Origin of the sequence: Ancylobacter dichloromethanicus (assembly GCF_018390645.1) — a bacterium.
Lineage (GTDB): Bacteria > Pseudomonadota > Alphaproteobacteria > Rhizobiales > Xanthobacteraceae > Ancylobacter > Ancylobacter dichloromethanicus.
The window spans coordinates 661,467-674,400 of record NZ_JAHBGC010000020.1 but is presented as its reverse complement, the minus strand read 5'-3'; the positions used below and the strand labels follow the sequence as shown (position 1 = coordinate 674,400).

Genomic DNA, 12,934 nt, shown 5'->3' with positions numbered 1-12,934 from the left:
GCGGCAGGACATGATCGCGGTCGCCCGTTACAGCGCCCAGACCGCCGGCGTGATGGCGGGGTTCCTGCTGCTCTCGGCGCTGGTGTCGCTGTTCCGTAACGAGCCGGGCGCCGACATCTTCCTGATGACCGCGCTGCTCACCGTGTTCGGCGCCGGCGCGGTCTATCTCGCCGTGCGCCATCGCGCCGGGCGCCTCGACCGGCTGGCCGCCTATGGGCTGCTGCTGGTGCTGTGGATCGGCGTCCCCGTGGTCGCCGCCGTCCCGATCGCCGCGACCACCTCGCTCAGCCCGTTGCATGCGTGGCTGGAGGCGGTCTCGGCCTTTACCACCACCGGCCCGGTGCAGATCCACGCGATCGAGAACGTGCCGCGGGCCACGCTGGGCTGGCTGCTGACGCTGCAATGGGCCGGCGGCCTGCTCTCTCTCGTCGGCTTCGTCGCGGTGCTGGGGCCGGCCGGAATGGGCGGGCTGCCGGACCGCAGCGCCCGCGCCGACCTCGTCGCCGCGACCCACCAGACGACACTCGACGATGCGCTGCGGCTGGTGCTGCCGATCTATCTCGGCGCGACGATCCTCTGCACGCTGACGCTGTTCCTGCTTGGCGTGAGGCTGTTCGAGGCGCTCGGCCTCGCCGGCGCCGCGCTCTCGACCGGCGGCCTGCTTCCCGACGCGGACGGCATCGCCGCCTATGGCCATTTCAGTATCAAAGCGGTGCTGATCGTCTTCATGCTGGTTGGCGGCACCAGCGTGCTGTGGCACCGCATGCTGCTCACGCGACGCATTAGAAATGCGTTGGGACAGTATGAAAACATAGTCTTTTTTGTTCTATGTGGGGGTCTCGGGCTTGCCGCGGCAGCGATCGGCTTCCGCGCCGGCGAAGGAAAGCTGTCCGTTCCGCTGGCGCTGGAGGACGGCCTGTTCGCTGCCGTTTCGCTGGTCACCACCTCCGGCATCGAGCCACATGGCGGCGCCTTTGCCAGCCTGCCGGTGGCGCTTGTGCTGGCGGTGATCTTCGTCGGCGGCGCCAGCTTCTCAACCGCCGGTGGCATCAAGATCTACCGCGCCGGCATCATGGTACTGCAGAGCCTGCGGGAACTGGAGCGGCTGGTGCATCCCAGCGCCGTGCACCCGCGCCGGCTCGGTCAGCAGAACGTGACGCTGCAGATGATGAAGGCGATCTGGATCATGTTCGGCGTCGCCTGTTCGACGATTGCGGCGCTGACGGTCGCGCTCGCGCCGTCCATGCCGAGCTTCGAGGCGGCCTTCGTCGCGGTGATGGCAGCGCTGAGCAATGTCGGGCCGGTCTATACGGCGGGCTGGCAGCCGGAGGTGAGCTGGCCGGACTGGGGCGCGCTGCCGGCCTATGCGCAGATTATACTGGCGCTCGCCATGATTCTCGGACGGCTGGAGATCCTCGTCGTGCTGGGCCTGGCCAATTTCGCGCTGTGGCGGCGCTAGGAGCTTTTGCGATCCGGTGGAAGCACCTTGTCAACAAGAAGGTGCGCTCGATTCAACGAGCTGACGGTGGAGACCGACGATGTCGCGTATTGCCTATGTGAACGGCGCCTACCTGCCGCATGCCGATGCCGGCGTGCATGTCGAGGACCGCGGCTACCAGTTCGGCGACGGCGTTTATGAGGTGTGCGAGGTGCGCGCCGGCCATATGGTGGACGAGCGCCGCCACCTGGAACGGCTGGTGCGGTCGCTGAATGAACTGCGCATTCGCCTGCCGATGCCGCTCGCCGCGCTCGGCGTGGTGCTGCGCGAGACCATCCGGCGCAACCGCGTGCGCAACGGCCTAGTCTATCTGCAAGTGACGCGCGGCGTGGCGCGCCGCGACCATTATTTCCCCGATCCGGCGACGCCGCCCTCGCTCGTGGTCACCGCGCGTTCGGTCGACCCGGCGAGGGCCGACGCCGTGGCGGGGGAGGGGATCGCGGTCATTACCGTGCCGGACAATCGCTGGGAGCGGGTCGACATCAAGACCATCGGCCTGCTGCCCAACGTGCTGGCGAAGCAGGCCGCCAAGCAGGCCGGCGCGCGCGAGGCGTGGTTCGTCGATGCGTCCGGCCATGTCACAGAAGGCGGATCGACCAATGCCTGGATCGTCACCGGCGACGGCCGGCTCGTCACCCGCCCGGCGGAAGGCGGCATCCTGCGCGGCATTACCCGGACAGTGATGCTGGAGGTCGCCGAGGCGCTGCAACTGCGCGTCGACGAGCGCCCCTTCACGGTGGCGGAAGCCCGGGCGGCGCGCGAGGCCTTCGTGACCTCGGCGACCAACCTCGCCACGGCCGTGGTGCGAATCGACGGCCACCTCATAGGCGACGGCCGCCCCGGCGCGGTGGCGCGCGCCCTGCGGGAAAACTTCCACAAATATGCCCAGACCGGCCGCTGAACCGGGAACTTGTCCCCGCGCGGGCTTGACGCCGGCAATGAAAGACCTTGCCAAGCGTCACCAACTTGGCGAAAGCATCTTGCGCGCAAGGCATGGTGTGCCATGTTTGGGGCGCACGTCTTCATGGTTGTCCGCTCCCGGACGGAGCGAACAGGTGAAGGCGACCGCGCCGAGCGACGACCAACAACAAACAAACGGATCAAAAAATCATGGCCGCGGAACGTTCTCAGAACCTCCAGGACACCTTTCTCAACCACGTCCGCAAGAACAAGACGCCGCTCACCATCTTCCTGGTCAACGGCGTGAAGCTTCAGGGAGTCGTCACCTGGTTCGATAATTTCTGCGTGCTGCTGCGCCGCGACGGCCACTCGCAGCTCGTCTACAAGCACGCCATCTCGACCATCATGCCCGGCCATCCGGTTCAGCTGTTCGAGCCGGACGAGACCGGCGAGAAGGGCTGATTTTGGAGCTTAAGACCTCCCGCCGGCCGCCGGCCGGCCGTGCCGCCGGCCTGCCCGTCGACCATGAGACATCCGGCGACGCCACCCGCGTGGTCGTCATCGTTCCGCATCTCACCCGCCGCGGGGGAGGGGCCGACGATGTCCGTCGCTCGCCGGAGGCGCGGCTGGACGAAGCGGTAGGGCTCGCCCTCGCCATCGACCTCCGTGTGGTCGGCAGCCTGCTGGTCGGGCTATCGCAGGTACGCCCGGCGACCTTTCTCGGCGCCGGAAAGGTCGATGAGGTCGCCGGCATCGTGAAGGCGGAGGAGGCGGGGCTGGTCTTCGTCGACGCCCCGCTCAGCCCGGTGCAGCAGCGCAACCTGGAAAAGGCGTTTTCCGCCAAGGTCATCGACCGGACAGCTCTGATTCTGGAAATCTTCGGTCAGCGTGCCCGCACCAAGGAAGGCGTGCTGCAGGTGGAGCTCGCCCACCTGAATTATCAGCGCAGCCGGCTGGTGCGCTCCTGGACCCATCTGGAGCGCCAGCGCGGCGGCTTCGGCTTCCTCGGCGGCCCCGGCGAAACCCAGATCGAGGCCGACCGCCGGCTGATCGGCGAGCGCATCCTCAAGATCGAGCGCGAGCTGGAGCAGGTGAAGCGCACCCGCGCGCTGCACCGCGCCAGCCGCAGGAAAGTGCCTTACCCGGTGGTGGCGCTGGTCGGCTACACCAATGCGGGCAAGTCGACCCTGTTCAACCGGCTGACCCGCGCCGAGGTGATGGCGCAGGACCTGCTGTTCGCCACGCTCGACCCGACGCTGCGCGCCGTGCAGTTGCCCACTGGCGAACGGGTGATCCTGTCGGACACGGTGGGCTTCATCTCCGACCTGCCGACCCAGCTCGTCGCCGCCTTCCGGGCGACGCTGGAGGAGGTGATCGAGGCCGACCTGATCCTGCATGTGCGCGACATGTCGCATGACGATGCCGACGCCCAGGCGCATGACGTGAAGGGCGTGCTGGCCGATCTCGACATCGACCCGGAGGACGACCACCGCGTCATCGAGGTCTGGAACAAGATCGACCGGCTGGATGCGGAGAGCCGGGCCGGGCTGGTCAACACCGCCGCCCGGCGGGAAGGCGACGCCCGCCCGATTCCGGTCTCGGCCCTGACCGGCGACGGCATGGAGCCGCTGCTCGCGGCGATTTCGCGCCGCCTCTCGCGCGAGCGGGTCAGCCTCGCGGTCGATCTCGACGCGGCCGATGGCGGCAGCCTGAGCTGGCTCTATCGCCACAGCGAAGTGCTGGAGCGCCGCAGCGACGGGGAAGGGCACCTGCATCTGGCGGTGCGCGTGCCACCCGACCGCGCCGAGCAGATCGAGCGCCGCTTCGGCGCGCGGCGGATCAAGGGGACGGGCGAGGGGGCCTGAACGCCCTCCCCGAACATCAATCCCTGGCGGAAGGCGCGGTTTTCGCCGCCTGCCAGAGCGCTTCCATCTCGTCGAGACTGGCGGCGTCCGGCCGGCGGCCCTCATCGGCCAGCCGGTCCTCGATATAGGCGAAGCGGCGGACGAATTTCTGGTTGGTGCCGCGCAAGGCCGCTTCCGGATCGACGTCGAGATGGCGGGCGAGGTTGGCCAGCGCGAAGAGCAGGTCGCCGACCTCGTCGGCGGCCGCCGCACGGTCCCCGGCCACGATCTCCGCTTCCACCTCGTCGATCTCCTCGCGGATCTTGGCCAGCACCGGGCGCACATTGGGCCAATCGAACCCGACCTTGGCCGCCTTGTTCTGCAGCTTCACCGCGCGGGTGAGGGCGGGGGCCCCGGCCGGCACGCCGTCCAGTGCGCGACCCTGCTCCGGTTCCGGCGGCAGGCCGCGCCGGAGCCGCCGCTCGGCCCGCTCCGCCTTCTCCTCCGCCTTGATCGCGTCCCAGGCGGCATTCACTGCCGCGACGTCCCGCCCATGCGCGTCAGCGAACACATGCGGATGGCGGCGGATCATCTTCGAGGTGATGGCTTCCACCACGGCGCCGAAATCGAACGAGCCGCGCTCCTGCGCCATGCGAGCGTGAAAGACCACCTGCAGCAGCAGGTCGCCGAGTTCGTCGCACAGATCGTCGAGGTCGCCGCGGGCAATGGCGTCCGCGACCTCATAGGCCTCCTCAATGGTGTAGGGCGCGATCGAGGCGAAGTCCTGCGCCAGGTCCCAGGGACAGCCGGTCTCCGGTGCCCGCAGCGCGGCCATGATTTCCAGCAGGCGATGGATGTCACGAGAAGGCTTCAAATCCACGGCTCTTTCATTCGCAGAAGTCATATTATGGAAAATAACTAGCAAGGCGAAATATGTAGGGCGGCGTGAATCCGCCACCCTAAGGCGCTGTCAGAACTCGATTTTCATGCCGTCGAAGGCCGCCGTCACGCCCTCCGGCAAGTCGCGCATCAGCGTGGCGTAGTCGAGATCGGTGTGCAAATTGGTGAGCACGGCACGGCGTGGCTTCAGGCGCTCGATCCAGGCTAGCGCCTCGCCCAGTGAGAAATGCGTCGGGTGCGGCTTGGGTCGCAACGCGTCGACGATCCACATGTCGAGGTCCTCAAGATAAGGCAGGCTGTCGTCCGGCAGGTCGTGCAGGTCGCTGGAATAGGCCAGCCCGCCGATGCGAAAGCCATGCGAGATGATGCTGCCGTGGAACTGGCGGAAGGCTTGCGCCTCGATCGGCCCAGCCGGGCCATCGACACGGATCGTGTCGCCGGCATGGTAACGGTGCTCGGTGAGGATCGGCGGGTAGTCGCTGCCCGGCGGCGTCTCGAAGCAGTAGCCGAAGCGCTGGTGCAGCAGCACCGAGGTGTCCGGGTCGACATACACGTCGATGCGGCGCCGGTGCATGATGGTGAGCGGGCGCAGGTCGTCAATGCCGTGCGTGTGGTCAGCATGCTCATGGGTGAACAGCACGCCATCGAGACGGTCGACCTGGGCGCCGATCAGCTGTTCGCGCAAATCCGGCGAGGTGTCGATCAGCACCCGGGTCGGCTGGGCGATGCCGGGCTCGAAGCGCTCCGCCAGCATTGAGCAGCGGCGGCGGCGGTTGCGCGGCTCGTCCGGGTCGCAGGCGCCCCATCCCTGCCCGACTCGCGGCACCCCACCGGAGGAACCGCAGCCGAGAATGGTGAAGATGAACGCCATGGCGGGCGGAAGCCTCTAGGATGCGCGGGAGAACAGGCGGAAGAAATTCTGTGTGGTCAGCGCGGCAATCTCCTCGAACGGCACGCCGCGCGCCTGCGCCAGTATATGGGCGGTCTCCACCACATAGGAAGGCTCGTTGCGCTTGCCGCGATGGCTGTTGGGCGCGAGATAGGGCGCATCCGTCTCCACCAGCACCCGGTCGGCCGGCAGGCTGGCGGCGATCTCGCGCAGCGGTGCGCCGGACTTGAAGGTCAGGATGCCGGAGAACGAGACATAGCCGCCCAGCGCCACCGCGCGGCGGGCGAGGTCCGGCCCGGCGGTGAAGCAGTGCAGCACGAAGCCGAAGCCCCCCTTCCCGCTTTCCTCTTCCAGAATCGCCGCCACATCCTCGTCCGCGTCGCGGGCATGGATCACCAGCGGCAGGCCGGTGCGACGCGCCGCCTCGATATGCAGCCGGAAGCCGGTCGCCTGCGCCGCGCGCGGCGCAGTGTCGTAGTGATAGTCGAGCCCGGCCTCGCCGATGGCGACGACCTTCGGGTGGTCCGCTGCGGCCAGCAGTTCGTCGAGCGTCACGTCGGCTTCCTCACCGGCATTGTGCGGATGAGTGCCGACCGAGCAGAACACGTCGTCGAAACGCTCGGCGATCGCCCTCACCTCACCTGAGCGGCGCACCCGTGTGCCGATGGTGACCAAGCGGCCGATACCGGCGGCGCGCGCCCGCGCCACCACGTCGTCAAGTTCCGCGGCGAAGTCCGGGAAGTCGAGATGGCAATGGCTGTCGACGATCATGAGGCGGCCGGCGCCTCGGGCTCGACATAGCGCGGGAACACCCCGACCGGCGCCGGCAGCGCGGTGCCGCCGGCCAGCCGGCCAGCCTCGCCAAGGCTGGCGAAGCTGCGGCCTTCAGCCGGAATGGCAAGCAGATCCAGCAGCTTGCCGGCGCTTTCTGGGATGAAGGGTTGCGCCAGCAGGGCGACCTGGCGCACCACCTCCGCCGTCGTCCACAGCACCGTGCCAAAGCGCTCCGGCGCGGTCTTGCGCAATTCCCACGGCGCGGCACCGGCGAAATAGCGGTTGGCGTCGGCCACTACCGACCAGATGGCGGCGAGCGCGTTGTGGATCTGCTGCGCCTCCATCGCTTCGCGCACCTTGGTGCCCATGGCATCGGCGCTGGCGAGGATCGCCGCGTCATCCGCCGAGAGCAGGCCGGGCGCCGGCAGCGTGCCGCCGAGATTCTTGGCGATCATCGACAGCGAGCGCTGGGCGAGGTTGCCCAAATCATTGGCGAGGTCGGCATTGGTGCGGGCGACGATGGCGTCGTGGCTGTAAGAGCCGTCCTGGCCGAACGGGATCTCGCGCAGCAGGAAATAGCGCAGCGCATCGACGCCATAGGCACGTGCGAGGTCGAATGGGTCGATCACATTTCCGACCGACTTCGACATCTTCTCCCCGCGATTATGGATGAAGCCGTGGGCGAACACGGTCTTCGGCAACTCGATGCCGGCCGACATCAGGAAGGCCGGCCAGTACACCGCGTGGAAGCGGATGATGTCCTTGCCGATGATGTGCAGGTTCGCCGGCCAGAAGCGCTGGAAGCTCGCGCTCGCCATATCGGGATAGCCGACGCCGGTGATGTAGTTGGTGAGCGCGTCGACCCAGACATACATCACATGGTCCGGGTCGCCCGGCACCGGGATACCCCAGGAAAAGGTGGTGCGGCTGATCGACAGGTCCTGAAGCCCGCCCTTCACGAAGCTGGTCACCTCGTTGCGGCGCACCTCGGGGCGAATGAAATCCGGGTGGGCGTCGTAATAGTCGAGCAGTTTCTGCTGATAGGCGGACAGGCGGAAGAAATAGCTCTTCTCCTCGGTCCACTCCACCGGCGTGCCCTGCGGCCCGAGCCGCACGCCATCGGGGTTCACCGTGGTCTCGTCCTCGGCGTAATAGGCCTCGTCGCGCACCGAGTACCAGCCGGAATAGGCGCCGAGATAGATGTCGCCCGCCTCCACCATGCGCTGCCAGATCGCCTGGCTGGAGACCACATGGTCCTCGTCGGTGGTGCGGATGAAGCGGTCATATTCGACGCCGAGCAGCGCATCCATCTCCTGGAAACGGGTCGCGTTCTTGGTCGCCCATTCGAGCGGCGTCAGCCCCTGTTTTTCCGCCGTCTGCGCCATCTTCAGCCCGTGCTCGTCGGTGCCGGTCAGGAAGAAGACGTCATAGCCGTCGAGCTTCTTGAAGCGGGCGAGCGCGTCCGAGGCGATCTTCTCATAGGCGTGGCCGATATGGGGCGCGCCATTGGGGTAGTCGATCGCGGTGGTGATGTAGAAGGCGGGTCTCACGGCGGTTTCCTGCGGGGCGGCCGGCCGGCGCGCGATCAGGGGCGCAGGGCCTCGTTGAGCGACGCGAAGATCCGGAAGACGAGGGTCTTGCGATCGAGATTGTAGACTTCGGCGTCGACCGCAGCGCGGCGAACCTTCTCCCACACCTCCGGGAGGCGTGCAAGGCGGACGGAAGCGGTCTGGCGACGCCCGGTGGCATGGTCACTGATCCAGCCCTCGACCGTGCCGACGAAACTCGCCAACGCCCCTCCCCGGTCGCCCTGAAGTCGCTCGCCAAGCGCGTGCAGCGCCTTCGGTTCGACCTCCGACAGCGCATCGAGCAGCACCTTCGTCGCGTTGCGCACGGCGAGGCCGTCGCCCTCCAGCAGTGCCAGCGCCTCGCGCACGCTTCCCCCCGAGGCTTCCGCCGCCTCGGGGAAACGGCTGCGGTCGAGCGCGGGAAGGTTTACGCTCAAGGTTTCCAGCGCCTCCACCACCTGCGCCACCGTCAACGCGCGCAGCGGCACCATGCGGCAACGCGAGCGGATGGTGGGCAGCAGCCGCCCCGGCGCGTGGCTCACCAGCAGGAACAGCGAGCGCGTCGGCGGCTCCTCCAGCGTCTTCAGCAGCGCGTTGGCGCCCTGCGCGTTCATCTCGTCGAGCGTGTCGACGATGCAGACCCGCCAGCCGCCCAGCGCCGCCGTGGAGCCGAAGAAGCTGCGCACCCGCCGCACCGTCTCGGCCGGGATCATCGAGGGCAGCTTGCCGGCGTCGTTCGGCGTGCGCCGCAGTACCAGCAGGTCGGGATGCGACAGCGCCGCCACCTGCCGCGCGGCGGGATGGCCGGGATCGACGTCGATCGCATGTGCCGGCGCGGCTCCGCCCGAGAGCACGAAACGGGCGATGGTGTAGGCGAGCGTCGCCTTGCCGATTCCCTCCGCCCCGCCGAGCAGCAGCGCATGCGGCAGTCGCCCGGCGTCCCACGCCGTGCGCACCATGGCCTGCGCTTCCTCATGCCCGATCAGATGCGCGGTCTCGCGCGGGGCGGGCGCGGTGCCGAAGCGGTCGCCTTCGAGCGGCGCAGCGTCCTTCATCGGCGTTTCCTCCGGCGGGGCGCGGGCGGCTTCAGCCGCGACGACACCGCCTCCCAGATCGCCTCGGCCACCGTGTCGACCCCGGCGCCCGCATCGATCAGCACGCAGCGCTCGGGCTCGCGGACGGCGAGCGCGCGAAATGCCTCGCGCAGGCGGCGATGGAAGTTCAGCCCCTCGCTCTCGAAGCGGTCGGCTTTGCTCCCCGAGCGCGCGGCGGCGCGGGACAACCCCACCTCGGCGGGAAGGTCGAGGATCAGCGTCAGGTCCGGGCGGGTGTCGCCCACCGTCACCGCCTCCAGCGCCGCGATCAGGCCCGGATCGACATCGCCGAGTGCGCCCTGATAGACGCGCGTCGAATCGGCGAAGCGGTCGCACACCACCCAGGCCCCGCGCGCCAGCGCCGGGCGGATGGTGGCGTCGAGATGGTCGGCGCGGGCGGCCGCGAACAACGCGGCTTCGGCCAGCGGCCCCAGCGGCTTGGCGGCGCCCGAAAGGATGAGGTGGCGCATGATCTCGGCCCCGGTCGAGCCGCCCGGCTCGCGGGTCACGACCGCGTCGATGCCGAGGCCCTGCAGGCGCTCCAGCAGCCGGCGCACCTGCGTCGACTTTCCGGCCCCCTCCCCGCCTTCGAAGGTGATGAAGCGGCCGGGTCCGGTGGAGACCGCTCTCTTGGGCGCCGGCTTCGCCGCCGATCCGGGGGCGGATTTGGCCGCCGCCTTCTTCGTCGCCTTCGCCGGCTTCGGCTCGGCCTTGGCCGGTGCCCGGGCCTTCCTGGTCGATTCCGACCGGTCCGGCGGAGAGGCTGGTGCGGAGGCGTGCGGGGGCGGCGGCGTGCGGGCAGGCATGCTCAGCCCGTCAGCTTGGCGTAGCCCTGACGCAGCAGGCTCACGACCAGTTCATAGGCGCCGTCCATCGCCCGGCGCCACAGCGGCCCCGCCGGCACCGTCTCGGCCGCCACCAGCGGCGTTTCAAGCGCAAGCTGGTCGCCGCGATAGACCATCAGCCGTGCCAGCTCCTCGCCCTTCTTCACCGGTGCCGGAACCGGCCCCTCGAAGCGGATGCGCGCCACCAGTTTCTCGTCGCCCATGCGTGACACCAGCACGCGGATCGGCGCGTCGCTCGTCAGCGGCGCACCATTGCGCGCGCCGCCATAGAGCGTCGCCTCCCCGACGATCTGTCCGGGCTCGAACAAGGTGCGCGATTCGAACGAACGGAAGCCCCATTCGAGCAGCTTGCGGGCATCCTCGGCCCGCTCCTTCTCGCTCTTCGCACCCATGATGACGACGATGAGCCTCTGGCCGTTCTGGATCGCCGAGCCGACGACATTGAAGCCGGCATCCTTCTCGTAGCCGGTCATGAAGCCGTCGGCGCCCAAGCTCATGCCGAGCAGCGGGTTGCGGTTGTTCTGGCGGATCTTGTTCCAGAGAAAATCCGGCTCGCTGTAAATCTTGTAGAGGTCGGGATGCTCGCGAATGATGGACCCGGCAATCTTGGCCATGTCGCGCGGCGTCGTCTTCTGGTCGGGGTCGGCCAGCCCGCTGGAATTCACGAACACCGAGCCGGTCAGCCCGAGGCGCTTGGCCTCCTGGTTCATCCTGACCGTGAACGCCAGTTCGTTGCCAGAAATGCCCTCGGCCAGCACGATGGCGGCGTCATTGCCGGACGGGATAATAGCCCCGCGCAGCAGATCGCTGACCTTGATGGTACTGTTGACGGCAGCGAACATGGTGGAGCCGCCCGACGGCGCCCCGCCCCGTCGCCACGCATATTCACTCACCTTGAACTCGGTGTCCTGCGACAGCCGGCCGGCGTCGATCTCGCCGAACACCACGGCCATGGTCATCAGCTTGGCGATGCTGGCCGGCGGGCTGGGCGTATCGGCGGCGCGCTCGTACAGCACCGAGCCGCTATCGAAGTCCAGCAGGATCGCCTGCGGCGACGAGATGTCCGGTGCCGTCTGGGCCCTGCCCGGCAGCAGGCTCGCAATGAGGAATGTCAGCATGGCCAGCGATCCGGCCGCCCATCGCGTGGCCGTCGATACGCCGGCGGGCGACCGGCCCGGGAACATGATGCGCAACAGCCTCACGGCGATCCTCCCTGGCTCCGGGCAGAGTTAACAGCCGATCGCCGCCGCCGCAATGCGGCCGGCGGCTCGGCGTTGCCAGAACGCAGGCAGTCGGAACAGATCAGTACAGGCCGCGACCGGTATCGGCCGGCGCGTCGAAGCCCGTCGCGGCATAGCCCAGCACCGGTTGCGCGCCGACGACCCAACCGGTGGGCGCGGCGGCGGCGGGTACCGGCGCGGGCCGGATGGCCGGCGGAAGGCTCGCCACCTGAACGCCGGCAGAAGACGCCGGAGCAGCGACGCGCCGGGTTGCCGAAGCGGCGGGACGCGGTGCGGGAAGCGCGGCGGCCACCACGGCCTGCCGGGGTTTGCTGGCCACCCGCTGCGGGGCGATCGGCGCCGAGAAGGCTTCCGGCGCCTGCGCCACCTGCTGCCCGTCGGCCGGCTCACCGAGATCGAACGGACGGCTCGGCGGCAGCGGCACGTTGGCGGCGGACAGGCCGCGCAGCGAGCCGGCGGAGGCAACCATGACCGCGGGCGCATTGGCGGGCTTGCCGTTCATGCGCAGCGTGGAGGCGAGCTGGAAGTCGTCCGAGCCTTCCAGCGGCGCGCGCCCGACATATTCAACCCGCACGCGGGCGGTTCCGTTGTTCTTGAACCCGAGCAGGTCCGCCGCGCGCTTGGAGACGTCGATGACGCGGTTGCCGTGGAACGGGCCCCGGTCATTAACCCGGACCACCATGGAACGGTGGTTCTGCATATTGGTGACACGCACATAGGACGGCATCGGCAGCGTCGGGTGCGCGGCGGCGATGGAGTGCATGTCGAAGACTTCGCCATTGGCGGTCAGCCGACCGTGGAAATCATCGCCATACCAGGAGGCGAGGCCCTCGGCCCGGTACTTCTTCGGCTCGGCCGGCACATAGGTCTTGCCGGCGACCACATACGGCTTGCCGACACGGTAGGCGCCGCCGCCTTTGGGCACCGGCTGCCCGGCCGCGACAACGCGCGGGCTGGCGGAGACGCCGTATTTCGGGTCGATCTTGCTCGTCAGCGTGTTGCCCCCGGTGCAGTTGGCGACCAGCAGGCCGACACCGCACAGGGCCGCGATCCGGCCGAACCGGACCATCGCTCCACCCGCCGCGAGGCGGCTGGAAGCACGAGCAAGAGCAGGATAGGTCCCCATTCACCCCGAACCGTTCGTGAGCGCCGCTCCAGCCTGCCAGACCGGCAGACGAAGGGTGGCGCACCTCATTCAAGATCACCGCAAGATACCGACGATCCGGTTGTATGTCTCTCAAGAGGCTGTCCGACTGAGGCGAAAATGCGGCGCATCTCTCGACATGGTGAACGAAGTGTAAGTGACGAAGCGGAAAGGACATTTTCGCGCGGGTCGCATAGGTGTCGACGCACCCTGCACCCCGATTTGGGCCGCCGCGCG

At 68.5% G+C, this 12,934-nt stretch carries 12 protein-coding genes; 4 read left to right on the top strand and 8 right to left on the bottom strand.

All coding sequences use genetic code 11. The features are described 5' to 3' along the window. Window positions 1–10 precede the first annotated feature (10 nt). The 4 genes from KHC23_RS11900 to hflX all read left to right on the top strand — a co-directional run bounded on the left by KHC23_RS11900 (window position 11) and on the right by hflX (window position 4,263). On the top strand, window positions 11–1,459 hold the full coding sequence (locus tag KHC23_RS11900; RefSeq protein WP_213372712.1) for a TrkH family potassium uptake protein: 1,449 nt from the start codon (window positions 11–13) through the stop codon (window positions 1,457–1,459). 79 nt (window positions 1,460–1,538) lie between these two features. Beyond that, entirely contained in the window at window positions 1,539–2,399 is an 861-nt protein-coding gene (locus KHC23_RS11895; RefSeq protein WP_213372710.1) for a D-amino-acid transaminase, read from the top strand. A 209-nt stretch (window positions 2,400–2,608) separates the two neighbouring features. After that, on the top strand, window positions 2,609–2,860 hold the full coding sequence (hfq, locus tag KHC23_RS11890; RefSeq protein WP_013166585.1) for an RNA chaperone Hfq: 252 nt from the start codon (window positions 2,609–2,611) through the stop codon (window positions 2,858–2,860). Further along, window positions 2,857–4,263, top strand: a complete 1,407-nt coding sequence (gene hflX, locus KHC23_RS11885; RefSeq protein WP_213373225.1) for a GTPase HflX — start codon at window positions 2,857–2,859, stop codon at window positions 4,261–4,263. Before hfq ends, hflX begins: the two co-directional genes overlap by 4 nt. 16 nt (window positions 4,264–4,279) lie before the next feature. Here hflX and mazG read toward each other — a convergent pair whose 3' ends face one another. The 8 genes from mazG to KHC23_RS11845 form a co-directional block, all read right to left on the bottom strand. Then, window positions 4,280–5,116, bottom strand: a complete 837-nt coding sequence (mazG, locus tag KHC23_RS11880) for a nucleoside triphosphate pyrophosphohydrolase (RefSeq protein ID WP_213373224.1) — start codon at window positions 5,114–5,116, stop codon at window positions 4,280–4,282. Window positions 5,117–5,212: 96 nt separating this feature from the next. Continuing rightward, the gene (locus KHC23_RS11875; RefSeq protein ID WP_213372708.1) at window positions 5,213–6,013 is read right to left on the bottom strand and encodes an MBL fold metallo-hydrolase; all 801 of its coding nucleotides are present in this window, start codon (window positions 6,011–6,013) and stop codon (window positions 5,213–5,215) included. Window positions 6,014–6,028: 15 nt separating this feature from the next. After that, on the bottom strand, window positions 6,029–6,802 hold the full coding sequence (locus tag KHC23_RS11870; RefSeq protein ID WP_213372706.1) for a TatD family hydrolase: 774 nt from the start codon (window positions 6,800–6,802) through the stop codon (window positions 6,029–6,031). After that, window positions 6,799–8,355, bottom strand: a complete 1,557-nt coding sequence (gene metG / locus KHC23_RS11865; protein WP_213372705.1) for a methionine--tRNA ligase — start codon at window positions 8,353–8,355, stop codon at window positions 6,799–6,801. The genes KHC23_RS11870 and metG overlap by 4 nt, the downstream gene beginning before the upstream one ends. Window positions 8,356–8,390: 35 nt before the next feature. Beyond that, window positions 8,391–9,428 (bottom strand): DNA polymerase III subunit delta', encoded by a 1,038-nt coding sequence (locus KHC23_RS11860; protein ID WP_213372703.1) that lies wholly within the window; start codon window positions 9,426–9,428, stop codon window positions 8,391–8,393. Further along, a complete protein-coding gene (gene tmk / locus KHC23_RS11855; protein WP_213372701.1) occupies window positions 9,425–10,273 on the bottom strand; it encodes a dTMP kinase in 849 nt (282 codons plus the stop codon). The genes KHC23_RS11860 and tmk overlap by 4 nt, the downstream gene beginning before the upstream one ends. 2 nt (window positions 10,274–10,275) lie before the next feature. Continuing rightward, the gene (locus KHC23_RS11850; protein ID WP_246544516.1) at window positions 10,276–11,430 is read right to left on the bottom strand and encodes a D-alanyl-D-alanine carboxypeptidase family protein; all 1,155 of its coding nucleotides are present in this window, start codon (window positions 11,428–11,430) and stop codon (window positions 10,276–10,278) included. A gap of 184 nt (window positions 11,431–11,614) precedes the next feature. Beyond that, complete coding sequence (locus KHC23_RS11845; protein ID WP_246544515.1) at window positions 11,615–12,622, bottom strand: septal ring lytic transglycosylase RlpA family protein; 1,008 nt, start codon at window positions 12,620–12,622, stop codon at window positions 11,615–11,617. Window positions 12,623–12,934: the final 312 nt, after the last annotated feature.

What these genes read in the sequence shown, in the direction of transcription:
- hfq (WP_013166585.1), top strand. Translation starts at nt 2,609, where the DNA reads ATGGCCGCGGAACGTTCTCAGAACCTCCAGGACACCTTTCTCAACCAC.
- tmk (WP_213372701.1), bottom strand. Translation starts at nt 10,273, where the DNA reads ATGCCTGCCCGCACGCCGCCGCCCCCGCACGCCTCCGCACCAGCCTCT.
- KHC23_RS11900 (WP_213372712.1), top strand. Translation starts at nt 11, where the DNA reads ATGATCGCGGTCGCCCGTTACAGCGCCCAGACCGCCGGCGTGATGGCG.
- KHC23_RS11870 (WP_213372706.1), bottom strand. Translation starts at nt 6,802, where the DNA reads ATGATCGTCGACAGCCATTGCCATCTCGACTTCCCGGACTTCGCCGCG.
- KHC23_RS11850 (WP_246544516.1), bottom strand. Translation starts at nt 11,430, where the DNA reads ATGCTGACATTCCTCATTGCGAGCCTGCTGCCGGGCAGGGCCCAGACG.
- KHC23_RS11860 (WP_213372703.1), bottom strand. Translation starts at nt 9,428, where the DNA reads ATGAAGGACGCTGCGCCGCTCGAAGGCGACCGCTTCGGCACCGCGCCC.
- KHC23_RS11845 (WP_246544515.1), bottom strand. Translation starts at nt 12,622, where the DNA reads ATGGTCCGGTTCGGCCGGATCGCGGCCCTGTGCGGTGTCGGCCTGCTG.
- KHC23_RS11895 (WP_213372710.1), top strand. Translation starts at nt 1,539, where the DNA reads ATGTCGCGTATTGCCTATGTGAACGGCGCCTACCTGCCGCATGCCGAT.
- KHC23_RS11875 (WP_213372708.1), bottom strand. Translation starts at nt 6,013, where the DNA reads ATGGCGTTCATCTTCACCATTCTCGGCTGCGGTTCCTCCGGTGGGGTG.